Here is a 25853-nt window from a genome sequence, read left to right as displayed (position 1 = left end):
AGGGAGCCTGAGTTGTGCAAAAAGGAGTGAGTTGTGCAAAAGGGAGCCTGAGTTGTGCAAAAGGGAGCCCGAGTTGTGCAAAAGGGAGCCCGAGTTGTGCAAAAGGGAGCCTGAGTTGTGCAAAATGAAGAGTGAGTTGTGCAAAAGGGAGCCCGAGTTGTGCAAAAGGGAGCCTGAGTTGTGCAAAAGGGAGCCTGAGTTGTGCAAAAAGAAGCATGAGTTGTGCAAAAGGGAGCCTGAGTTGTGCAAAAAGGAGTGAGTTGTGCAAAATGAAGCGTGAGTTGTGCAAAAGGGAGCCTGAGTTGTGCAAAAGGGAGCCCGAGTTGTGCAAAAAGAAGCGTGAGTTGTGCAAAAGGGAGTCCGAGTTGTGCAAAAGGGAGTCCGAGTTGTGCAAAAAGGAGTCCGAATTGTGACAAACAGTCTCCGAGTTGCGCAAAAAACAATTCTCAAGTTATAAAACGCACACTAACTTAATCCAGCTTATCACTACAAAATAAGCTATAAACTTAGATAAATAATTACTAATAATGCTCTTAATCGTCCGCGACAAATAAATGGTTAAACATTTAACCTTTCCCGCGAACATGGAGTATACACATAAATATGAAATAATTTTGGAGGAATAAAAAATGATCGAATTATCAGATGTTCGAAATGAGTTAGATAATACCGCTAAAAAATTAACAGACTTTAGGGGGTCTCTTTGACTTAGAAAACAAAGAGGCTCGTATACAAGAACTTGATGAACTAATGCTTGAACCATCCTTCTGGGATGATCAAAATAATGCTCAAAAAATCATTAACGAATCAAAAGGTTTAAAAGATATCGTCAATGAATTTTACACATTAGTAGAAACACAGGAAAATCTCGAAATGACATTAGAGTTATTGAAAGAAGAACCTGATGAAGAATTGCTACAAGAACTTGGCGATGAAATGAAAGAATTCACTAATCGTACAGCTGAATTCGAATTACAATTACTTTTGAGTGATCCATATGATCAAAACAATGCCATTTTAGAATTACATCCAGGCGCTGGTGGTACAGAATCACAAGACTGGGGTACAATGCTTTTACGTATGTATACACGCTGGGCTGAAAAACATGATTTTAAAGTGGAAACATTGGACTATTTACCAGGTGATGAAGCAGGCCTTAAATCTGTAACGCTTGCAATTAGAGGCCATAATGCGTATGGCTATTTAAAAGCGGAAAAAGGTGTTCACCGGCTAGTTCGTATTTCTCCATTCGATGCAGCTGGTCGTCGTCACACATCCTTCGTTTCTTGTGACGTAATGCCAGAATTTACGGATGAAATTGCTGTTGAAATTCGTCCCGAAGATTTAAAGGTTGATACGTATCGTTCAACTGGTGCAGGCGGTCAACATATCAACAAAACGGAATCTGCTGTCCGTATTCACCATTTACCAACCGGAGTTGTCGTAGCATGCCAAGCGGAACGTTCTCAAATTAAAAACCGTGAAAAAGCAATGAGCATGCTGCAAGCAAAATTGTATCAACTAAAAGTAGAAGAACAACAAGCTCATTTAGATGATATTCGTGGCGAACAAAAAGAGATTGGTTGGAGTAGCCAAATTCGCTCTTACGTATTCCACCCATACTCAATGGTGAAAGATCACCGCACCAATACTGAAACAGGTAACGTCCAAGCCGTTATGGACGGTGACATCGACCAATTTATCAATGCCTACTTACGCTCACAACTATAATTAAAGGAAAAAAGCCAACAATTCGTTGGCTTTTTCATTCTCCACAAAAGAAGCAATCAACAACCTTGAAAAAGAAATAAATCCCATCAAAAAGGAAATAAACCTCAACACCTACAACTTATCTAAAACCAGAACATTCATTCGCTAAATTACTTGCTAAAAATCCACATTGGTTGTAAAATTAAAATAGAACATTTGTTCTTTATTTGGAGGTAGAATGATGTTAAATTTGTCAAAAGAAGCAATCCAAATGCTAGAACAGGTTATTTACTTACCTATGGTTTTACAAATTTTACAAAATGACTGTCGAGCGTTTGAACAAGGAGCATTTAAACTTAAACAACCTTATCTGAAGTTAATCGAGCAGACGATTAAATACGTTCAAAAAGAACTGACAGATGCAAAAAAATATTTACGACAAAATCAATTGCAGGTATTCCGTGGTGAACGGGATGATCTGTTTTCAGAATATATTTTTATACGTAAACGTACCCAAGATTCACGGCGTTATTCTAATATCCGTCTGCGCAATCATGTAGAAGATTTATTGTCTTATTATTTAGCTAAGGCACAAGAAATAAGTCACTGCGAGCATTAAAAAGCATTTGTAATGGGTTTTGATAATTCGTTAACATATCATCCATATGACGAAAATATAAAATAGAGGAATAGTATTGTTGCCTAGAGAGCGTTGTAAAACTAATCTGCTCATCTATAAAGACATCATTTTTAAAATGAAGCCTAATTTCATGCTGACCAATAATGGAATGGCCTCTGAAATTTTGCCAAAGAATCCATGCAGCGTGTTTTTTTCTTGGTGAAGCAGTAGGAAAGAGAATATATGATTGATTAATAACAGATAATACTATTGGTAATTTAATCATAATTTCATCTTTATTCGTTTTAATATGAGCATCTTTGAAAATACTATTCGAGTAATCTAAAGCGGCATCTAATGTTGTCCCTAAAGATGCACAAATACGATTTATTAAACGAGTTACTGTGCAAGGCACTACGTACATTCTTTTTGTTTCAAAAACGAGGGAATAATTACGTCCTTCTAAAACTATTGGTTTAAGCATGCAGATATTAGGATTCAAGCAAAAATCATAAAGTTTAACAATTTTGTAATTCATTATTTTTCCTCCTTTAAGATACGTTGATTTGACTAAGTGATATGTAATAAGGATAAGTTACGCGAGAAATCACCAACCTTTACAAAATGTTAAAGGAAAAAGGTTTGCAAAGTCTTGCTGTTTTCCCTATACTAACATACAGTATTTGGCAAATTGAAATGGTGAAAATGCTCATTTTGTTGGGAGCATGAACCAATTGCTTGGACAGAATGAGTCGTTTGCTTGGGGAAAACGTTCTAAATAAACCTTTTTTTATTTTACTTTTTCGCAAAATTGTTCAACTTAAAAATCTATTATTATGCTCCGCTTAACTTAACAGAGAAGAGATAATGATATAAAACGTACGTTCGCAAATTTATCGAAATTTCTTAACAGCTATGTTAAAATATAGCTACTAGATGGCACGTGTAAGGAGGAAGATAAATGGAGCAAGAATTTGAACTACATTCGAACTATGAACCAAGTGGGGATCAGCCAACAGCGATTAGAGAACTTGTAGAGGGTGTACGACAAGGTATAAAGGAACAAACATTGTTAGGAGCAACAGGAACTGGGAAAACCTTCACAATTTCAAATGTTATTAAAGAAGTAAAAAAGCCAACTCTCATCATTGCGCATAACAAAACACTGGCAGGTCAACTTTACAGCGAATTTAAAGAATTCTTTCCAAATAACGCAGTTGAATATTTTGTAAGTTATTACGACTACTATCAACCAGAGGCGTATGTACCACAAACGGATACATATATAGAAAAGGATGCTAGCATAAATGATGAGATTGATAAGCTTCGACACTCCGCTACATCGTCCTTGTTCGAAAGAGATGATGTCATTATTATTGCATCAGTTTCTTGTATATATGGCTTAGGTAACCCAGAAGAATATCGAGAAATGGTTGTTTCCATTCGAACTGGTATGGAAATTGAACGAAATCAATTATTAAGAAAACTTGTAGATATCCAATATGAACGAAATGATATTAATTTTACACGTGGCAAGTTCAGGGTACGAGGAGATGTCGTTGAAATTTTCCCGGCTTCTAAAGATGAACGCTGTATTCGAATTGAATTCTTTGGAGATGAAGTAGATCGAATTCGAGAAATTGATGCACTCACAGGAGAAGTGCTAGGTGAACGTGAACATATTGCTATCTTTCCGGCTTCCCACTTCGTTACACGTGAAGAAAAATTACTAAAAGCGATTGAAAATATAGAAGAAGAACTAAAAGAAAGATTGGCGAAACTACGTGCAGAAGACAAATTGTTAGAAGCACAGCGATTGGAACAAAGGACTAATTATGATTTAGAAATGATGCGCGAAATGGGCTTTTGTTCAGGAATTGAAAACTATTCACGACATTTAACATTACGTGAAGCAGGGGCTACTCCTTACACATTATTAGACTATTTCCCTGAAGATTTTCTATTAGTTATTGATGAAAGTCACGTCACCTTACCACAAATTCGTGGAATGTATAACGGTGACCAAGCACGAAAAGGTGTTTTAGTAGAACACGGCTTCCGTTTACCATCTGCACTTGATAATAGACCGTTAAAATTTGAGGAATTTGAGAAGCATATTCATAACGCTATTTATGTATCTGCAACACCAGGACCATATGAATTGGAAAATACACCTCAACCAATTGAACAAATTATTCGTCCGACAGGCTTATTAGATCCAGAAATTGAAGTTCGCCCAATTGAAGGACAAATTGATAATTTAATCGATGAAATTCAACAACGAATTGAACGGAACGAACGTGTACTTGTTACGACATTAACGAAAAAAATGTCCGAAGATTTAACAGATTACTTAAAAGAAATGGGAATCAAAGTTCAATATTTACATTCAGAAGTTAAAACTTTAGAACGTATTGAAATTATTCGAGAACTAAGATTAGGAACTTATGATGTTCTAATTGGGATTAACTTGTTACGTGAAGGGTTGGATATTCCAGAGGTTTCTTTAGTAACGATTTTAGATGCGGACAAAGAAGGTTTCTTACGTTCAGAACGATCACTTATTCAAACAATTGGTCGAGCTGCGCGTAATGCAAATGGTCATGTAATTATGTACGCGGATCATATAACAGATTCAATGCAAAAGGCAATTGATGAAACAAATCGTAGACGTACCATTCAAATAGAATATAACAAAAAACATGGCATTACACCGAAAACAATTCAGAAAGAAATTCGTGATGTCATTCGGGCAACACAAGCTGCAGAAGAGCCAGAATCGTACTTAACAAAAGTGACTGATGGTAAGAAGTTGACGAAAGCCGAAAAGACAACATTATTAGAATCACTCGAAACAGAAATGAAAGAGGCAGCAAGAGCGCTTGACTTTGAGCGAGCAGCTGAACTACGAGATACGATTTTAGAATTGAAAGCGGAAGGATGAGGATTTTGAAAAATCAAGAAATCGTTGTACAAGGAGCACGAGCAAATAATTTAAAAAATGTCGATATCACAATTCCGCGGGACCAATTAGTTGTCATAACAGGACTTTCAGGTTCAGGTAAATCATCACTTGCATTTGATACGATATATGCGGAAGGACAAAGACGATATGTTGAATCTCTTTCCGCCTATGCAAGACAATTTTTAGGCCAAATGGATAAACCTGATGTTGATGCAATTGAAGGTTTATCACCAGCGATTTCAATTGATCAAAAGACGACAAGCAAAAACCCACGCTCAACCGTGGGAACTGTAACGGAAATCTATGATTATTTACGTTTGCTCTTTGCACGTGTCGGAAAGCCAATTTGCCCGAATCATGGCATTGAGATAACATCACAAACAGTTGAACAAATGGTTGACCGAATCATGCAATATCCGGAACGTACAAAGCTGCAATTATTAGCACCGATGGTATCAGGTCGAAAAGGAACGCATGTAAAACTACTGGAAGACTTACAAAAGCAAGGCTATGTACGGGCACGCGTTGATGGAGAACTTCGTGATTTAGACGATAATATTGAATTAGAAAAAAATAAAAAACATAATATTGAAGTGGTTATTGACCGTATTGTTTTAAAAGAAGGAGTAGAGTCACGTTTAAGTGATTCGTTAGAAACTGCATTACGCCTAGCAGATGGCCGAGTTATGGTTGATGTAATGGGCATAGAAGAGTTGTTATTTAGTGAACATCACGCATGTCCCATTTGTGGATTCTCAATTGAAGAATTAGAACCTCGTATGTTTTCGTTTAACAGCCCATTCGGTGCATGTCCCAAATGTGATGGACTTGGTACGAAGCTCGAAGTTGATGAATCACTTGTTATTCCAGACTGGGATGTAACCTTAAACGAAGGTGCAATTGTACCATGGATTCCTACTAGTTCACAATACTATCCACAATTATTAAAATGTGTATGCGACCATTATGGAATCGATATGGATACACCTGTGAAAAATATTCCAAAAGATCAAATGGATAAAATTTTAAATGGGTCAGGAAAGGATTATATTCATTTCCATTATGAAAATGAATTTGGTAATATACGCGACCAAGATATTCAATTTGAAGGTGTTTTAAGAAATATAGAACGCCGATTCAAAGAAACATCATCTGATTATATACGTGAACAAATGGAAAAGTATATGGCTAAACAGCCTTGTCCATCTTGTCATGGTCATCGCTTAAAACCAGAGACATTAGCAGTCAAAATAGCAGATAAACATATTGGCGAGGTAACAGAATACTCGATTAAAGAGGCTTATGCCTTTATCCAAGATATAAAGCTATCCGAAAAGGATATGCAAATTGCACGTCTAATTTTAAGAGAAATTCAAGAGAGACTTAGCTTCTTGCTCAATGTTGGATTGGATTATTTAACTTTAAATCGTGAAGCAGGGACTTTATCTGGTGGAGAAGCCCAACGAATTCGTCTAGCAACACAAATCGGCTCTCGTTTAACAGGGGTCCTGTATATTTTAGATGAACCATCAATTGGTTTACATCAAAGAGATAATGATCGATTGATCGCAACATTACAGAGTATGCGTGATTTAGGCAATACTTTAATCGTTGTTGAACATGATGAAGATACAATGCTTGCAGCAGATTATTTAATCGATGTAGGTCCTGGAGCAGGTGCACACGGGGGAGAAATCGTCGCAGCGGGTACACCAGAGCAAGTGATGAAAAGTAAAAAATCCCTTACAGGACAATATTTAAGTGGTAGAAGATATATTCCTATACCATCTGAACGGAGAAAACCAGATGGCCGTTATCTTAAGATTAAAGGGGCAAGAGAAAACAACTTAAAGAATGTGAAAGTTGATATTCCTTTAGGAGTATTTATCGCTGTTACCGGTGTTTCAGGGTCCGGGAAAAGTACATTAGTTAACGAAATATTATATAAAACGTTAGCGCAAAAGCTAAATCGTTCAAAAATAAAGCCTGGTGATGTGAAAGAGATTGAAGGAATCGATCAATTAGAAAAAGTAATCGACATTGATCAGTCGCCAATCGGAAGAACACCGCGTTCTAACCCTGCCACATATACAGGTGTATTCGATGATATTCGAGATGTCTTTGCTGTGACAAATGAAGCGAAAGTACGTGGATATAAAAAGGGTCGTTTTAGTTTTAATGTTAAGGGCGGCCGATGCGAAGCGTGTCGTGGGGACGGCATTATTAAAATTGAAATGCATTTCTTGCCAGATGTTTATGTACCTTGTGAAGTGTGCCATGGAAAACGATATAACCGTGAAACATTAGAAGTAAAGTATAAAGATAAAAGCATTGCAGATGTTTTAGAAATGACCGCTGAAGATGCATTGGAATTCTTCAAAAATATCCCGAAAATAGCTCGTAAATTACAAACGATTGTAGATGTTGGTTTAGGATATATCCATTTAGGACAACCGGCTACTACATTATCGGGTGGGGAAGCACAACGAGTTAAATTAGCATCGGAATTGCATAAACGTTCAAATGGTAAGTCTATTTATATATTAGATGAACCTACAACAGGTCTTCATACAGAAGATATAGCCCGCCTATTAAAAGTTTTACAACGATTAGTTGAAAATGGAGACACTGTATTGGTTATTGAGCATAATTTAGATGTCATTAAAACCGTAGATTATATTATTGATATGGGTCCAGAAGGCGGAGATAAAGGCGGTACTGTCATTGCAAAAGGAACACCAGAACAAGTAGCTGAGACAGAAGGATCCTATACAGGTATCTATTTAAAAAAGATTTTAGAACGCGATCGCAATCGCATGGAAGAAGCCTTGTTGAGTGCTAAAAAGTAGGTAATTCCATGGATAATCTTACAACTAAGAATAATAACCACGTGTAGGTAGTGTAGAAGGAGATAGAAGCTTTATGGCAAGACTAATTATTGTTTCTGGTTACAACAGTGTTGGTAAAACAACAGTTGGTAAAGCTCTAGCAAAAGAATTAGGGGCTGTTTTTATTGATAGTCCTAAAACGACAGATATCCTCATGGAAGAAATCATTAATGCGCATGAAGTTTCAGGGACAGATTTTGCGACAGTTATGAAAGTACGTCAAATGACAGAATTACAAGTTCAAGTATTACGTCGATTGATTCAAGATCAACTTGAACTAGGATTAGATGTTGTTTTAGAAGTATCAACATATTATAGTGATGCCCATTTCGTAGAAAAAGATGACTTAAACGTATCGAGTATTCATCATGTAGAAATCATGATTCCAGAAGTTGAAGAAGAGAAACGAAGATTTCAACTTCATCACCCTGAAGCATTTCGAACATATGAAAAGGAATGGGACCAATATGTAGAGAATCGTCTACCCGTGTATACTGATGCAGATCTGTTTGAACAAAATGTAGTAATTACTTTTGATAACTCAAAACCATTAACGGAAGGCGCTCTAGCAGAGTTAGTAAAACAGGTTTCGCAGGATAATATGAAACTTTTTTCCAAGTGATTCGTAACTATAAGTAATACGAATAAGGAGGCCAGTAAAATGCAAGACGAACGTAAACGCATTTTAAATTTAGTTGAAAAAGGCACCATCACTGCTCAAGAAGCATTAGTATTATTAGAGAAACTGGAACAACCAGCAGCACAATCTGTGAATACTCAAAAGCAAAATACAACAACTGAACAATCTCAATTCGCAAATAGTCAATCTCAATCAGACTCATATACAAACGAAGAAGACTTTACAAAGCAACAAGACGAAAAATTTAAACAAAATCAATCTTCTAGAGTAGATGATACATTCTTTGAAGATTTGAAAAAGGATTTTACGCAATTCAGCACAAAATTTGTTGATCTGATGAATACAACTCTTTCAAAGGTAAAAGAATTTGATTTTGAGAAGACGTTTATGGATCCTACTACATTTGAAAAAGAAGAAATTATTGAAGTTTCGGATTTCAAAAATATTAGTATCGATATTCCAAATGGTAATATAGAGATTAAACCATCATTTGATGGAAAAGCAAAAGCTGTATATCAAGTAAAACCCTCCTTTGTAAAGTTAAATGACAATATTGAAAAAGAATTCGAAGGCCAATTTGTATGTAAAAATGATAATGGAACACTGCGTGTGATAAGTACGACAAAGAAAATTCGCGTTGACGTAACATTATATATTCCAGAAACTAAATATAGCCTGATATCAATTCACCAATTTAATGGTGGCTTTAGTATTCACAACATTAATCTTGATAAACTAAAAGTCAAAACGATGAATGGTGGCATTAGCTGTAAGTCTCTAAACTTTAGAAGACTCGATCTAGAAACTGCTAATGGAGCTATAGAGTTAAGAGAGGTTAAAGGCGACGAAGTAGAGGCAGAAACTGTAAACGGACGAATTTACATTGATGGAGAAATAACTGAAATTGAAGCAAACTCTGTGAATGGACACGTTGTTGTGACAACACGTTCTGACGATGCTAGAAGTATTAAAGCTCAAACTGTTGCAGGTACTGTAGAAATATATATTCCAAGTACAATTTCTTTACATGGTGAAGTTTCATCTAATTTGGGTAAAATGGATGTTCGCTTACCGGATGTTCAACGAATAAATGAACAAAGTCAATTTTTACAAAAAACCGTTCAATTCTCCAAAAATATTGATAGTCAATCATCATTAGCCATTGAAGGAGAAACGAAAACAGGTTCAGTGATTGTTCGATACAATCTATAAATCATAATACGTATAAAAGAGCGACTTAAAAGTGGTTTTTCACTTTTAAATCGCTCTTTTTTGCAGACTTTTTTCGCTCAATTACCGTAATATTATCTAAGTAATGACAAAATAATATATTTAATGATTTGAAATATTACTGTAATGGTAGACAAATTATTCAATGTTATAATAAGCTTACATAGAATTGGTTAAGTTTTACTATAAAATGGGTGGTCAAAAAATGATAGAAATGAAGAATGTCTATAAGAAGTACCCCAATGGCGTAGTTGCGGTCAATGGTATTAATATAAAAATTAAACAAGGTGAGTTTGTCTATATCGTTGGACCTAGTGGCGCAGGTAAATCGACATTTATTAAAATGATGTATCGTGAAGAAAAAGCCACTTCTGGGGAGATTATTGTCAATGGAATGAATCTTTCGAAATTAAAAAACAAAGAAGTCCCTCATTTAAGAAGGCAGATAGGTGTTGTCTTTCAAGATTTTAAACTATTACCGAGATTGAATGTATATGAAAACGTTGCATTTGCGTTAGAAGTAATTGAAGAAGACCCTTCAAAAATTCGTAAACGCGTAATGGATGTACTAGATTTAGTTGGTTTAAAGAAAAAAGTTAGAATGTTCCCTGATGAGTTGTCAGGTGGGGAGCAGCAACGTGTATCTATTGCTCGTTCAATTGTGAATGTACCAAAAGTAGTTATTGCGGATGAACCGACAGGTAACTTAGATCCAGAAACTTCTTGGGATATTATGAACCTGTTTGAAGAAATTAATGCACGCGGAACTACGATTATTATGGCAACGCATAATAGAGAAATTGTTAATAATATGCGTCGTCGAGTAATTGCTATTGAAGGCGGACTCATTGTTCGCGATGAACGTGGAGGTGACTACGGCTATGAAGGCTAGAACTTTAGGTCGTCACTTCAGAGAAAGTATAAAGTCGGTTGGAAGAAACGGATGGATGACGTTTGCTTCAGTAAGTGCAGTAACAGTCACATTATTATTGGTTGGCGTATTTATGGTGATTATGATGAATTTAAATAAGGTAGCCAATGATTTAGAAAATGATGTCGAAATTAAAGTCCTTATCGACCTTAAAGCAGATGAAAAAGCTGAAGCAACTTTACAACAGCAAATAAAAGACATGCCTGGTGTCGAATCGATGAAATATTCATCTAAAGAACATGAATTAAATGGATTGGTCAAAGATTTTGGTGAAGATTTAAGTCTCTTCAAACAAAGTAATCCATTGCGAAATGTACTGTATGTAAAAGCCAAAAATCCTCAACAAACGGCAAAAGTTGCAAAACAAATTGATACATTAGATAACACGTATGAAGTGCTTTATGGGAAAGGCAAAATTGAAAAACTATTTAACTTCTTAAATATTAGTAGAAACGTAGGAATCGTATTAATAATTGCTTTACTTTTAACTGCAATGTTCTTAATCTCTAACACGATTAAGATTACTATTACAGCGAGAAGAAAAGAAATTGAGATTATGAAATTAGTAGGTGCAACAAACTGGTTTGTACGTATTCCATTTATTTTAGAAGGTATGTGGTTAGGTCTATTAGGATCAATTATTCCTATTTTAATTGTATCCATTTTATACACTCAAATTTACAATGCACTTGCACCAAAATTACAAGGTGAAATTTTCCAATTACTTAATTCGAAACCATTCATCTTTGAAGTAGATTTATTGATCTTATTAATGGGCGTTTTGATTGGTATATGGGGTAGTTTCATGTCCGTACGAAAATTCTTAAAAATTTAAAGTGAGATTTACAGAAACAGTTAATGAAAGCTTTTCACATTTAGTAATCAATCGTAGATGTGAGATAAAAATTTGATAGTGATAGGGGGTTCACCAGTTGAACAAAAAGTCGAGAAGTTTAACGAGCGCAATTGCCACAGCATTAGCAATAACATTGATAATTCCATCGGTTACAGCAAATGCAGAATCTATCGAGGATTTAAAAAGCCAACAACAGGAATTAAATAAAAAAGAATCGAAATTACAATCTACTATTCAAGAGAAATCAAAAAAGATTACTAAGAATGAATCAAAAATGGATCATATTATGGAGCAAATCTCAAAACTCGATAAAAAAATCCTCAAAACAGATCATAAGATTAAAAAAGCATTAGAGAAAATTGATAAGACCAATTCTGAGATTGATATTTTAAAAGATTCTATTAATGACTTAGAGCAAAAAATAGAGGAACGTGATCAGCTTCTTCTACAACGTGCAAGGGCAATTCAGGAACATGGTGGGGAAGTAAGTTATCTCGATGTAGTGTTGAAGGCTAAAAGTATTGGCGATTTTATCGATCGTGTATCTGCGGTTAACACTTTGTTAGAAGCAGACCGAATGATTTTACAAGAGCAACATGATGATAAAAACAAACTTGAAGAGCAAAAAGCAACTCTAGAAGAAAAATTACAAAAACAAGAAATGTATCGAGATGAACTGAATTCATTACGTCAAAGTTTAGATGAGAAGAAAAAGGATAAAGACCATCTAATTGATCAACTAGAGGCTGAGCAAGATCATTTAAAATCTGAGAAAAAGTTATTAGAAAAAGAATATTCGGAAGCGCTAAATATAAGTAAAAAAGTTCAAAAAGAGATAGAAAAAGAACAAGCGAGATTAGCAGAAGTTGCTCGTAAACAAGCGGAAGCTGCGAGCAAAAGTTCAAGTACTACAGCTGTTTCGAATTCAGGTGAAACGGGCAATATTCCTGAAGTAGCAAGTGGCACATGGACGAAGCCGACAAATGGTACACTAACATCTGGTTTTGGATGGCGTAATATCGGTGCGGGTCCCGAGTTTCACTATGGCGTGGATTTAGCCAATAAAATAGGAACACCGGTTGTTGCTGCTGCAGATGGTGTCGTCTTTAAAGCTAGTCCTTTGTCTACATATGGAAATGTTATTATGATCACACATTCGATTAACGGTCATACATTTACAACTGTGTATGCACATTTAAGTGGTTACAATTCAACAGTAGGACAATCCGTTAAAAAAGGACAAGTCATCGGCTATATGGGCAATACAGGACGATCATTTGGAAGCCATTTACACTTTGAAATTCACACTACAGCATGGCAAGGGCAAAGTGTTGGTGCTGTAAATCCGTTACGTTATATCTCTTTATAAAACGCTGAGCGATAAAACAAATTAAAAGGGGCTGTTCCATAAGTAGAAAACTTACGGGGCAGCCCTTCTTTCTAGAACAAAAATTAGCTTATATATGAAGTATTGCTACTTAGTTAGTCGAATGACAATAAATCAACATACTACGTGTGTCTCAAATGACTTTATAGACACACACTTTTTACTGGGAGGGATTAAAAGTGGAAATTACCGAGTGGTATACCATCAAAGCACTTTCACTACCATCTTCATGGATTGCATTTTTGAGTAGTATGCTGATTGTAGGGCTTCTATTATGGAAAGTATATAGAAAAGAAGTTGCATCCATTTATGCAGATGCTGTTCTTACGCTAATCCTCGTTTGGAAATTCAGTGTCATTGTCACAGATTTTTCGATAGTTATTAAGCATCCACTCACAATACTTTACTTTAATGGTGGTATGATTGGGTTTGTAATAGGTATGTTGTTTATGTTAGCCACACTTTGGAAAAAATTAAGAAGTAGGGGCATATTGGAGGAAGATTTACAAGCTTTGTTTTTGAGTAGTATACTTTGCCAAAGCTTTTATCAAATAATGATGGCTATTTTAAATGATGCATTTTTGTGGCAGAAAGGGTTAACAATCATTAGCTTTTCATGTTGGATTGTGATAGCATTTTGGAAAAGAAATGAAGGCATTATTTGGCATAGACAATTGCTGATTTTATTCTTCTTTTCACATATGTTGATCGCGTTATTACAGCCATTAGGTATTTGGCAATTATCAGTATTGGTGACATTACTATTCATCATATTTAGGATATTAGTGCAGCCTAGGAGGAACAAAAGTTGAAAAAGAAAATCTTTGCGTTGTTAGTAGTCGTTGTATTAATCGCGATTGCGTTAACGAATTTTATGAAATCTAAAATAGCTGATGATGAAAAAATAGATACTTCATCTACACAAGTTTCATCTACTGTAGAAAATGAAAGTGGGTTAAAAGTTGGTCAAACTGCACCCGACTTTACGCTAAAGACACTTGATGGGAAAGAAGCGAAGCTTTCTGATTATCGGGGGAAAAAAGTGATTTTAAATTTCTGGGCAACTTGGTGTCCACCATGTAAAGCGGAAATACCCCATATGGAAAAGTATTATAAAAAATCAGCAAAAGATGATAATGTAGAAATCCTTGCAGTGAATTTAAAAAAGTCAGATAAAGATGAGCATTATATTAAAGATTTTGTTAAATCATATGATATGACATATCCAGTATTATTGGATACAGATGGTGAACAACAAGAACAGTATCAAATTGTAACAATTCCAACAACTTACTTCATCGATACAAAAGGAAAAATACAAACAACGATTACCGGACCGATGGATCAAAAAAAGATGTCGGACATAATAGCTAACATAAAATAATAAAAAGCAGGCCACCATTTTCAAGTTTTAAATTTTGTCTCCTCCTCATACATTGAATAGATATGGGAGGGACGAGATTAATGAGAAAACGGTGGCTATTTTTATGCATGATTATTTTAGTCGGTATTGGTGTTTTAGGGTATTGGAAGTATCAGAAAACGGACAAGGCTGTACAAGCGGACCAAGATGTTTTTCAATCTGTAGAGGAAGCGTATGATTTAATCCGTAAACAGTCTGTTCATGAAACATCAGAAAAGCAACTGATTGAAGGTGCTATTAATGGAATGGCGGGATCGCTGAAAGATCCGTATAGTACTTACTATACGAAAGAAGAGGCGAAACTACATAGGGAGCAGTTGTCAGATGAACGAGTAGGAATTGGCGCAGAAATTACAGAAAGCCAAGGACGCTTTATCATCATATCTCCTATGAAGGATTCTCCAGCTGAAAAGGCTGGATTAAAATCGTACGATGAAATAGTTCAAGTTGATAAAGAACGTACAGACGGAAAGTCATTAACCGAATTACTAGCACTCATACGAGGTAAAGAAGGTACCGTTGTGAAAATAACGGTATACAGACCATCTGAGGAGCGCCATGTAGAACTAAATATTACAAGGGCAGCAATAACTCAAAAATCTGTTTCAAGTAAAGTCTTAGTTTCTGAAGGTAAGAATATTGGTTATATTTCTATTGCAATGTTTGGAGAAAAAACAGCAGAAGAATGGTATAAGAATACAGATGAACTTGTCAAACAAAATATTACCGCATTAATCATTGACGTTAGAAGTAATCCTGGAGGATATTTGAAGAGTGTAGCACAAATTATTGGTAGTTTAACAAAACCAAAAACGACATTTGCTTATATGGAAGATGCTGTTGGAAATCAGGAACCACTACAATTGGGAAAAAGGGATTTAGCATTTGAGTATGATGAGCAGTTGCAGAAATTACCGACTGTGTTACTTCAGGATGAAGGAAGTGCATCTGCAAGTGAAGTCTTAAGTGGAGCGTTAAAAGAGTTAAGCCGTGCAACGATAATTGGTGATAAAAGCTTTGGTAAAGGTACAGTTCAAGGAACGTGGCCTTTATCAAATGGTGGAGAACTAAAGCTTTCTACACATAAATGGTTAACGCCGAAGCGTGAATGGATTCACGGTAAAGGGATTAAGCCGACAATAGAAGTAGAACAAGATGCCCTATATCATATAAATCTACCACCAATTACAGGTAACTTTAAAGAAGGAGATTTCGCTGAAAGTATCCAATACGTACAACAAGTACTAAAAGCACAAGGATATTCAATCAATAGAGTAGATGGTTATTTTGATAGAACCACTGCTGAGGCAGTTAAAGAATATAGTAAGAAACATAATTTAAATAATAATAAAATAATGGATGAGGAATTCCTATTTGCTTTACGTCAAGAAGTGGTAAAATATAGGGAGAAATTAGAAAATGATTTACAATTACAGATGGCTATTAGCTATTTGAGCCACAAAATTAGTAATTAATGAAACTATTTGAAAGTTAGTTCCGAAAATGTTTCGTTTTCAAACGGTCGTTTGGTACAATGAAAAGACAATCATATGTAGCAAAAGTTAGAAAGGTGATGCAAAGTTATGTTTTTAGATATTGTCATAGAATTAGTAAAAGGCATCGGCCGTTTCTTTTTAAACCCATTATTGTATGTTGCTATTATATTTTCGATATTAATAGGATATCGTCGTGTAAAAGAGGAAAGAAAATCATTTAATATACGGATCTTTTGGGGCTGGTCTGAAACAATTTTAATGTTCAAAGAAGGCTGGCTACTAGGGCTGATTATCTCGGTCATTAGTGTTGCTATTGGATTAGTAGTACCGATTCAATTTATCGTTTTAAGTGCTGCTGTAGGTGTGTTGTGTTTAATTACGTTTTATTACCACTTAGCATCTGCAGCATATCCTTTAGGGATTGCATTTATCATAATGTGGTATACATATATTTCGGATCACTCATGGCATTTTTTCAATTGGGATATTATGAGTACATCAATGCATGTTGGTATGCTAGTGTCGATTCCAAGTATCATTGGTCTTTTACTTATTGCAGAAGGATATTTAATCGCAAAAAATGCGTCCAAAATTGCATCTCCGAAAATATTAAAAACGGAGAGAGGATTACCCTCAGCTATTTATTTGGCTAAGCGTTTATGGATTCTTCCGGTATTTTTTGTGTTACCAGGTGGGACAATTCAAGAATATATTCCATATTGGCCTCAAGTTACATTAGGCAGTGAATCATTTTCATTCATTCTTGTACCATTAGTAGTTGGGTTCCAACAACGTTCTCGTAAATTACTTCCGGTACATTTTTATCCGCAATTAGGAAAAACAGTTCAAATTTTAGGCGTGATTGTTTTAATCGAAGCTATTATTGCTAATTTCTTCCCTATTATGGGGATTGCAGCTGTAAGTGTTGCTGTAGTCGGAAGAGCATTAGTATCTATTATCTATTCACTAAGTGAACGTCATGGTGGTTATGCTGTGATGCCACAAGATTCTGGTGTCATGGTAGCTGGTGTGTTACCGGATTCTCCTGCAGAGGCGATGGGCATTCAAGTCGGTGAATGTATTCGCAAAGTAAATGGTATTCCTGTAAAAACGGAAGAAGAACTTTATGAAGCGTTGCAAGTGAATGCCGCGCATTGTCGATTAGAAGTACTTGATCAAGATGGAGAGGTTCGCTTAAGACAGCACGTCATTTATCGTCATGATCATTTTAGAATTGGCTTGCTCGTTGTACGATAGGGAGTGAAGAAATGTCGGTAACAAAGTTTTTAATGGCATTGATATTACCAGGACTATTAGTTGTATTATTCACGCGAATAACGTTCAAACAATATGTTGGTCTAGCTCTTTCAGTTGCGCTAATTGCCGCTTCAATCTATGCAGGATATACGCATCCACCTGTTTTATATGTAATCGATGCGATTTCTTTAACGATTGGTTTTTGGTATTCAAACAGAATGATGAATCAGCATAAAAACTAAATAAGAAAGAAGGGGTTGTCCCATAAGTAGAAAACTTATGGGGCGACCCTTTCTTTCTTTTTCTCATGTCCAAATTAAAATTAAATCCATGTCGTAATATTACTGTTCAAACACTAATGCTGGTTTCGCTAATTATTTACTCACCAAAGGTTAGAATGAAAAATTGACGGAAATTAAAAGTTTAAAACATCTAGAAATTATGCATCTATTGTATAATGAATTAAAAGAACTATCCTTAATATTTTTCCATGTAAGTTCTTCAAAAAAGGTCTGCTAATCGCAACTTATAAGAGTGCAAAGCGCTCCTAATAGAAGAATAAAATAGGTAGAAAATCTTAAATGTAAGATTTGAAGGAGGCAATGGGAGTGCCAGATTGGTTATCCATTGAAAATTTTCAGGCATTAGCACAACAATATCGCATAATGGGTACTCTATTAGCTATTGCTTTACCCTTTTTAGAAGCGTTTTTACCATTTTTGCCATTGGCAGCCTTTGTAGTTGCAAATGCTAGCGCATATGGCTTGTGGTGGGGTTTCTTGTTTTCGTGGAGTGGTGCAGTTTTAGGTGCATATTGTGTGTTTTTAGTCATCCGTAAATTTGGTAAAATGAAAGCTTTTCGTTTTTTTACAGAAAGACAAGGAGTACAAAAGTTAATACACTGGGTAGAATATCAAGGTTTTACGCCGTTATTTATATTACTTTGTTTTCCGTTTACCCCATCTGCTCTAGTAAATATTGTGGCAGGTTTATCGAATTTAAAGAAGAAGACTTATTTAGTTACGGTTATGCTTGCAAAATTAGTAATGATTTTCATCATTAGCTGGATTGGTTCAGACTTGAGCGCATTAATAACAAATCCAATTCGGACATGCCTAATTGTTGTTATTATCCTCTTATTATGGTGGGGAGGAAAACAGGTAGAAGCAAAGATGAATGAAAAAGTAGAAAAAAATATGCGCGAATATTCGAAAAAACACAACACGAAATAGAACGAATGTTCTTATTTTGTGGTATATTAGAGGTAAGTTAAAGGGGGTTTTTAAATGTCGCTGCGTGTTGTAACAGGGCGTTCAGGCACTGGTAAAACGACATATATTCAACAAGAGATTGTGAATGAGGTGAAAAAAAATCCACTTGGTTCACCAATTTTTTTGATAGTCCCAGACCAAATGTCATTTTCAGCCGAGTATGATATGACACATGATTATGATGTGAAGGGGTTAATAAGAGCACAGGTTACCACTTTTAAACGTTTAGCCTGGCGTGTTTTGCAAGAAACCGGTGGTATAAGCCGAAAAGAAGTCAATGGTTTTGGATACCGAATGCTTATTCGAAAATTATTAGAAAACCATAAAGAAGAATTCGCTTTGTTTCGCAAGGCTGCAGATAAGCGTGGATTTACCGCTGAAATGGAATCCTTATTAAAAGAATTTAGTCGATATAGTTTAGATAGTGCCGCGCTAGATCAATTAGAGAAAAGTTTCGAACAAGTAGATGCACCAAAAACATTAAGAGATAAAATCCATGATTTACATTTACTCGTTCAGGCGATTGAAGATGCTTTAGGGACTACATATATTGATAGTGAAGGGTATTACCCACTTTTAACGTCTCAATTAGTCGATTCAAAAATGATTCGCGAAGCGGATATATATATCGATGGTTTTACAGCTTTTACAACAAGAGAATTTGAATTGGTTCAAGAATTATTGAAAATAGCTCATCGCGTAACAGTCGTTTTACCAATGGAATCAGAAGCTGATGCTGATGACGAACAAGCTTTGTTTTACCAATCGGCTCGTACATGTTCAAGACTAAAAGATTTAGCTTTTGAAAATGGGATAGAAGTTGAACCTATCTACCATTGTAAAGAACAACGAAGATTTCATACAGCTGATTTACGACATATTGAGAGACAATTTGAAGTGTTCCCGCCAGTTTCAAAAGAAAGTGACGGTAGTGTAGAAATCATTGAGGCTGCTAATCGACGAGCAGAGATCCATGCTGTTGCTCGAAAGATTAAAGAACTAACACAAAATGAGCATATGCGGTATCGCGATATTGCAATTATCTATCGTCAAGCTGATGTCTACGATCCTTTAATCGCTACAACTTTCCCACAATACGATATTCCTGTCTTTGTCAGTCAGAAAAAACCGATGCTTCATCATCCACTAATAGAGTTAAGTCGCTCTGCATTAGAAGTAATTCAGTCTGATTGGAAGTATGAACCTATTTTCCGGGCAATTAAAACAGATTTGTTTTTCCCTCGCACATCCGATATTCAAGTGTGGAGAGAAAGAGCAGATATATTGGAAAACTTTGTACTTGCACAAGGAATTTATGGTAATCGTTGGTTTGAAGAGAAACGATGGTTATATAAAAAATACCGCGGTTTAGAATTATTCACGAAAAACCAAACAGATGAAGAACGTGCTTATCAACAAGAAATTGAAGCCGTTCGTGGGAAAATCCGTGAACCTTTAAAAGCTTTTGAAGAACAACTAAAAGAAGCAACAACAGGTCGAGAAATTATTGCAGCTTTATATAACTTTATCGAAGGCCTTGAGGTCTATGATAAGCTACAAGCACTAAAAGACCATGAAATAGAGAAAGGTCTTTTATTAGAAGCGAGTGAACATGAACAAGCTTGGAATCATTGGGTCGAGATTTTAGATCAGTTTGTGATGTTATTCGGAGATCAACCAATGACGCTGGAAGAAGTATATGAAATATTAGATGAAGGATTTGATACGTTAGAGTTTTCTCGTATTCCACCATCTCTAGATCAAGTCACTGTCGCTAATGCGGATATTGCTCGTTTATCAAAGATGAAGGCGGTATTTGTTATAGGCGTCAATGAAGGCGTTTATCCGAAACGAATAGACTACGAAGGTCTGCTAGCAGATAACGAACGTGAATGGTTCTTACAAACGGGTTACGAAATTGCACCGACTTCAAAAGCAAGATTGTTAGAAGAAGAATTTATTGCTTATCATGTTTTTACAATGCAATCAGATCGACTTATTGTCTCCTATGCAATAGCAGATGAGGAAAGTAAAGCACTATTACCGTCTCTTTATATTAATCGTTTAGAAGAACAGTTAGTCGATATTAAGAAGACAATCGCATTAGTCGATCCAAGTGAATCTACAGAAGAGCAAAGTGCACTTACTTATATAATGCATCCAAGTACTTCTTTAGCTTATTTGATGAAGCAACTTCGTTTACATCAAGAAGACGGGGAAATAGCCCCTGAATGGCTTGCGTTGAAACGCTATTATGAAGAAGATCCATATTGGAAGACTGTTTTAGAACGATTAATGCGACCTTTAACAACACCAAATACGGCAGAAAAGTTAACACCAGAAAATACAGAAGCATTGTATGGATCCACACTAAATTCCAGTGTATCACGAATAGAAAAATTCTATCGATGTCCGTTCGCCCATTTTTCTACATATGGTTTACATTTAGAAGAAAGAGCGGTATATCGCTTAGAAACGCCAACGATTGGGGATTTATTTCATGCTGCATTGAAATGGATTGCAGAAGAAACAGATCGTATGAAATTAACATGGGCACAACTATCGACCGAACAATGTGCAATATTGGCTAAAAAAGCAGTTGAGGAAATATCGCCACTGCTTTACCATCAAATTTTACTAAGTACCGCCCGTTATCGTTATATTGCTCGTAAATTAACATTTATTGTACAAAGAACATTACAATCACTTAGCCAACACGCAAGAGTTTCAGGGTTTAAGCCGATTGCACTTGAAGCTGCATTCGGACCAAATGAGCCGCTTCCACCACTTATTATTGAATTGAATAATCATAAGAAAATGCAAATGCGTGGGCGAATAGATAGAGTGGATGCGACAACAGTCAATGGTAAGCCTTATATCCGTGTAGTTGACTATAAATCTTCTCCGCATAAGTTAGATTTAAATGATGTCTATTATGGTTTATCACTACAAATGTTGACGTATTTAGATGTTGCGATTACGAATTCGGACGAATGGCTCCCGATTCATGCAGAAGCTGGAGGGGTTTTGTATATTCATGTTCATAACCCTATGTTAAGCCCAGATATAAGCTTGACAGCAGACGAGGCAGAAAGTGAACGACTAAAAGATTTTAAAATGCGAGGATTATTATTGGATGACTATGATTCTATTATAGCGATGGATGATCAATTAACAACGAAGAGTGGTCATTCTCAAGTAGTGCCTGTTTACATGAAAAAGGATGGTAGCACTTCACCAAGTCAATCATCTATTATTGCTCCCAATGATATGAAAACATTGCAACACTTTGTTCGAAACAAACACCGAAAAGCTGGAGAAGAAATTTTAGAGGGACATACAGATATTAGCCCATTTAGAATGAAACAGCGCACAGCATGTGAGTTTTGTTCATATAAGAGTGTCTGTCAATTTGATACAACGGACCCAGAACAACATTATCGTCAACTTTCCGTAGAGAAACCAGATGAAATTATTCAAAAAATACGTAAGGAAGGTGGACAAGATGAATCAAATTCCTAAGAAACCAGATGATGCAACTTGGACAGATGCCCAATGGAAAGCTATTTGGGCATCTGGACAAGATATACTCGTTTCAGCAGCAGCGGGATCAGGTAAAACAGCTGTTTTGATCAATCGTATGATTGAAAAAGTAATATCAACTACAAATCCAATAGATGTAGACCAATTATTAGTCGTAACATTTACAAATGCATCAGCTGCTGAAATGCGTCATAGAATGGCAAATGCTTTGGAAAAGGAAATAAGTAAAAACCCACAATCCAAGCACTTACGTAGACAATTGAGTCTGATTAATAAAGCACAGATTTCAACCTTGCACTCATTTTGCTTAAATATTGTTCGTCAGTATGCCTATATGTTAGATATTGACCCTGGCTTTAGAATTGCTGATGATACAGAAGCAGCTTTGTTAAGAGATGATACTCTAGCAGAGGTGTTGGAGGCTGCGTATGACGGAGAAAATGCAGAAGCTATTTATCGTCTAGTAGATAGTTTTACATCTGATCGGGATGACCAAGCCATTGAAGTATTGCTTCAAAAGCTTTATGAGATGTCTAGAGTTAATCCAGAACCGATTAAATGGTTGCAATCACTACCTCAAAAATACGCAATTGCTGATGATGCGACGATTGATGATTTAGATATTACACCTCATATAAAAAAAGCAATTCTCCACAATATTGAAGGTGCAATTGGCTTAATAGAAGAAGTCCATCAACTTTCTCTACAACCAGATGGCCCATTTGCTTATGGAGAAACTGCACAAAAGGATTTAATCCTGTTTCAAGAAGCAAGAGGGTTTATAGTAGAGCGTAGTTGGAACGAAGCTTATCAATTTTTCCAATCTGTTAAACTAGATCGTGCAAAAGCTCAAAAAAAGGGAAGTTGCGATGAGGAATTATTAGAACTTGCTAAGTCAAAACGAAAACAAGCTAAAGAAATGTTTGAAGAACCCATCAATACCTTTTTCAAACGTTCACCAGAAAAACTATTAGAAGAAATTCGATTGATGAAACCAATAATCGAAACATTGGTAGAACTTGCGATTCAATTTAGTGAGCAATATGGTAAGGCAAAAAATGAAAAAGGATTAGTTGATTTTTCTGACTTAGAACATTATGCGCTATCAATTTTAGCTGATGAAGTAGATGGAAAACTAGTACCATCCTCCGTAGCGATAGACTATCGTGAGCGTTTTAAAGAAGTTTTAGTTGATGAATATCAAGATACAAACCGTATACAAGAAACCATTTTGCAATTAGTCAAAAGTGGCGATGCATCGAATGGAAATATGTTTATGGTTGGAGATGTAAAGCAATCTATTTATCGTTTCCGTTTAGCTGAACCAACGCTATTTTTGCAAAAATATTTAACTTATAATGAGAATCCTACGAATACAGGATTACGTATTGATCTAAACGCGAACTTCCGCAGTCGACCAGAGGTACTTCATGGAACAAACTATGTATTCTCACAAGTGATGGGAAAAGAAGTTGGCGAAGTAGAATATGATGATGCAGCTTCTTTAAAACCAAAAGCTCCTTATGATGAAAAGAAAATGCCTCTTGAATTGGTGATTTTACACACATCAAAAGAAGACGATGAAAAAGATTTAGAGCAAGTGGAAGAAGAATTAAAAAAATCTCAGCAAGAAGCACGTTTTATCATAAAAGAAATAAAACGTATTATGGATTCTAATATGGTTGTCTATGATCCGTGGGAGAAAAAAGAAAGACCCGTTGAATATAGAGATTTTGTCATCTTAATGCGGTCTATGACATGGTCTGTTGATATGGTAGAAGAGTTTAAAATTGCGGGAATTCCACTCTATGCGGAAATTTCAACAGGGTATTTTGAAGCGCTTGAAGTAATGATCATGTTAAACACATTAAAAATTATCGATAATCCATATCAAGATATTCCTTTTGCATCTGTTTTACGAGCACCATTTGTTGGGTTAACTGAAAATGAGTTAGCTAGCATTCGATTAGCAGAGCCAAAAGCAGCTTTCTATGATGCGTTAAAGCAATTTGTTCGTAACGAGGGAGCAGGGCTAAAATCAGCCACTGCGGAGAAGCTACAACGATTCTTACTACAATTGGAGGATTGGCGTGATTTAGCTAGACGTGGTTCGTTAGCGGATTTAATATGGCGTGTTTACATGGATACGAATTATTATGAAATGGTCGGTGCAATGCCTAATGGGAAACAACGTCAAGCTAACCTACGAGCATTATATGACCGAGCAATTGCCTATGAAAAGACATCCTTCCGTGGATTGTTCCGTTTCTTACGATTTGTAGAGAGAATGCGATTACGTGGTGATGATTTAGGAGCAGCACGTGCGATTAGTGAAAAGGAAAATGTCGTTCGACTTATGACAATTCACTCATCAAAAGGTTTGGAATTCCCATATGTTTTTGTTGCAGGGCTTGGTAGAGAATTTAACAAAATGGATTTCCATTTACCATATTTATTTGACCAAGAATTTGGTTTAGCAGTAAAAATGATTGATCCTGAAAAACGTCTTCAATATAAATCTTTACCGTTTTTAGCAATGGTTGAAAAGAAAACATTAGAGATGAAGTCAGAAGAAATGCGTATCTTGTATGTTGCAATGACAAGAGCGAAAGAAAAATTATTTTTAGTAGGTTCGGTAAAAGATTGGGAAAAGACGAAAAAGAATTGGATGGAATCACAACGAATCTCTGGTGAGAAACTACCTGACTATCTTCGAGCAAAAGCAAAGAATTATTTAGACTGGATTGGACCAGCTTTTGCAAGACATCCTGATTTTGAAGGGCATGATGAAAATCATTCAGAATTATCTCATTGGAAATTAACCGTCATGGATACCGATGAACTTCAATCTGGAAGTGTTGAAGAAGTAACGGAAGAAGAGGAATTACAGGAGGAACAACCTGTAGATGATGCAATTCTAGCTGAAATTCATGAACGATTTGATACTCCGTATGCTTTTGAAAATGCAATTACTAAGCGTTCAAAAACATCTGTCAGTGAATTAAAACGGATTCAACATTTAGAAGCACAAGAAGAACCTGAACTGTTTCCTAAAGCTGCATCGACTCAGCAAAGAGTTGCGACAAGACCTGCTTTTTTACAACATCGATCATTAACAGCAGCAGAAATTGGAACAGCGATGCATACTGTGATGCAACATATACCACAGGTTGGTTTGCATAACATAGAAGCAGTTCAACAATTTGTATCTACATTAGTAGAACGCCAACTATTGACGAAAGAAGAAGCAACTGCTGTACAAGCGACGAAAATCATTGCCTTTTTTGAAACGGATATTGGTCGTCGTTTTATGGATGCTCAAAAAATATATCGAGAAATGCCATTTACGATTAGCTTAGATGACCGTGATGGTGATACGCAAATTGTGCAAGGTGTTGTTGACTGTTTACTTCAAGAACATAATGGAAATTGGATATTGCTTGATTATAAAACAGATAGAATTCAGCCAAATATGAAAACAATTGACGGCTTACGGAAAGAAATGATGAAACGATATGACGTTCAACTTTCATTATATAAAGAAGCGTTAGAAGAAATATTACAAATCGATATACATGAAAAAGTAATTTATGCTTTCGATGCAAAAAGGTCGGTTGTTTTGTAGGGGGAAATAGGA

18 protein-coding genes are annotated in these 25853 nt (G+C 35.8%); 17 read left to right on the top strand and 1 reads right to left on the bottom strand.

Annotated elements, in window-relative coordinates; genetic code table 11:
• The first annotated feature begins 632 nt into the window (after positions 1–632).
• Both prfB and Q0977_RS11145 read left to right on the top strand, forming a co-directional pair.
• Positions 633–1731 (top strand): peptide chain release factor 2 gene (prfB, locus tag Q0977_RS11150; protein ID WP_299513849.1). Its coding sequence is split into 2 segments (ribosomal slippage): positions 633–695 and positions 697–1731, totalling 1098 coding nucleotides; the frame shifts between segments, so codons are not numbered across the junction.
• A 220-nt stretch (positions 1732–1951) separates the two neighbouring features.
• The gene (locus Q0977_RS11145) at positions 1952–2329 is read left to right on the top strand and encodes a hypothetical protein (RefSeq protein ID WP_119415634.1); all 378 of its coding nucleotides are present in this window, start codon (positions 1952–1954) and stop codon (positions 2327–2329) included.
• Here the strand turns inward: Q0977_RS11145 and Q0977_RS11140 are convergent.
• Positions 2295–2867 carry a competence protein ComK gene (locus Q0977_RS11140; protein WP_124217343.1) on the bottom strand — a complete coding sequence of 191 codons (573 nt, stop codon included), beginning with the start codon at positions 2865–2867 and terminating at the stop codon, positions 2295–2297. The genes Q0977_RS11145 and Q0977_RS11140 overlap by 35 nt on opposite strands.
• Before the next feature lie 423 nt (positions 2868–3290).
• Between Q0977_RS11140 and uvrB the strand changes: the two genes are divergently transcribed.
• The 15 genes from uvrB to addA all read left to right on the top strand — a co-directional run bounded on the left by uvrB (position 3291) and on the right by addA (position 25841).
• Positions 3291–5273 (top strand): excinuclease ABC subunit UvrB, encoded by a 1983-nt coding sequence (gene uvrB, locus Q0977_RS11135; RefSeq protein WP_119415636.1) that lies wholly within the window; start codon positions 3291–3293, stop codon positions 5271–5273.
• Positions 5274–5278: 5 nt separating this feature from the next.
• Positions 5279–8143 carry an excinuclease ABC subunit UvrA gene (gene uvrA / locus Q0977_RS11130; protein ID WP_119415637.1) on the top strand — a complete coding sequence of 955 codons (2865 nt, stop codon included), beginning with the start codon at positions 5279–5281 and terminating at the stop codon, positions 8141–8143.
• 73 nt (positions 8144–8216) lie between these two features.
• Complete coding sequence (locus Q0977_RS11125) at positions 8217–8804, top strand: AAA family ATPase (RefSeq protein WP_299513772.1); 588 nt, start codon at positions 8217–8219, stop codon at positions 8802–8804.
• Positions 8805–8843: 39 nt separating this feature from the next.
• Positions 8844–10034: a DUF4097 family beta strand repeat-containing protein gene (locus Q0977_RS11120; protein WP_119416486.1), complete on the top strand. Its 1191-nt coding sequence runs from the start codon at positions 8844–8846 to the stop codon at positions 10032–10034.
• 223 nt (positions 10035–10257) lie between these two features.
• Positions 10258–10944 carry a cell division ATP-binding protein FtsE gene (gene ftsE / locus Q0977_RS11115; RefSeq protein ID WP_119416487.1) on the top strand — a complete coding sequence of 229 codons (687 nt, stop codon included), beginning with the start codon at positions 10258–10260 and terminating at the stop codon, positions 10942–10944.
• Entirely contained in the window at positions 10934–11818 is an 885-nt protein-coding gene (gene ftsX, locus Q0977_RS11110) for a permease-like cell division protein FtsX (RefSeq protein ID WP_119416488.1), read from the top strand. The genes ftsE and ftsX overlap by 11 nt, the downstream gene beginning before the upstream one ends.
• A gap of 97 nt (positions 11819–11915) precedes the next feature.
• The gene (locus Q0977_RS11105) at positions 11916–13208 is read left to right on the top strand and encodes a murein hydrolase activator EnvC (protein WP_119416489.1); all 1293 of its coding nucleotides are present in this window, start codon (positions 11916–11918) and stop codon (positions 13206–13208) included.
• Between the two features lie 197 nt (positions 13209–13405).
• The gene (locus Q0977_RS11100) at positions 13406–14038 is read left to right on the top strand and encodes a hypothetical protein (protein WP_299513768.1); all 633 of its coding nucleotides are present in this window, start codon (positions 13406–13408) and stop codon (positions 14036–14038) included.
• The gene (locus Q0977_RS11095; protein ID WP_241155037.1) at positions 14035–14610 is read left to right on the top strand and encodes a TlpA disulfide reductase family protein; all 576 of its coding nucleotides are present in this window, start codon (positions 14035–14037) and stop codon (positions 14608–14610) included. The genes Q0977_RS11100 and Q0977_RS11095 overlap by 4 nt, the downstream gene beginning before the upstream one ends.
• A gap of 80 nt (positions 14611–14690) precedes the next feature.
• Positions 14691–16124 carry a S41 family peptidase gene (locus tag Q0977_RS11090; RefSeq protein ID WP_299513763.1) on the top strand — a complete coding sequence of 478 codons (1434 nt, stop codon included), beginning with the start codon at positions 14691–14693 and terminating at the stop codon, positions 16122–16124.
• Positions 16125–16232: 108 nt separating this feature from the next.
• Entirely contained in the window at positions 16233–17402 is a 1170-nt protein-coding gene (locus Q0977_RS11085) for a PDZ domain-containing protein (protein ID WP_119416492.1), read from the top strand.
• 11 nt (positions 17403–17413) lie between these two features.
• Positions 17414–17644 carry a CsbA family protein gene (locus Q0977_RS11080; RefSeq protein ID WP_119416493.1) on the top strand — a complete coding sequence of 77 codons (231 nt, stop codon included), beginning with the start codon at positions 17414–17416 and terminating at the stop codon, positions 17642–17644.
• Between the two features lie 366 nt (positions 17645–18010).
• A complete protein-coding gene (locus Q0977_RS11075; protein ID WP_124217348.1) occupies positions 18011–18634 on the top strand; it encodes a TVP38/TMEM64 family protein in 624 nt (207 codons plus the stop codon).
• A gap of 54 nt (positions 18635–18688) precedes the next feature.
• Positions 18689–22195, top strand: coding sequence for a helicase-exonuclease AddAB subunit AddB (gene addB, locus Q0977_RS11070; RefSeq protein WP_124217349.1), 3507 nt, complete (start codon positions 18689–18691; stop codon positions 22193–22195).
• Positions 22179–25841 carry a helicase-exonuclease AddAB subunit AddA gene (addA, locus tag Q0977_RS11065; protein WP_299513754.1) on the top strand — a complete coding sequence of 1221 codons (3663 nt, stop codon included), beginning with the start codon at positions 22179–22181 and terminating at the stop codon, positions 25839–25841. The genes addB and addA overlap by 17 nt, the downstream gene beginning before the upstream one ends.
• Positions 25842–25853 lie beyond the last annotated feature (12 nt).

It is taken from the genome of uncultured Rummeliibacillus sp. (genome assembly GCF_934216135.1).
In the GTDB taxonomy this organism is placed as follows: Bacteria; Bacillota; Bacilli; order Bacillales_A; family Planococcaceae; genus Rummeliibacillus.
This window is presented reverse-complemented; position numbering and strand designations above follow the sequence as displayed.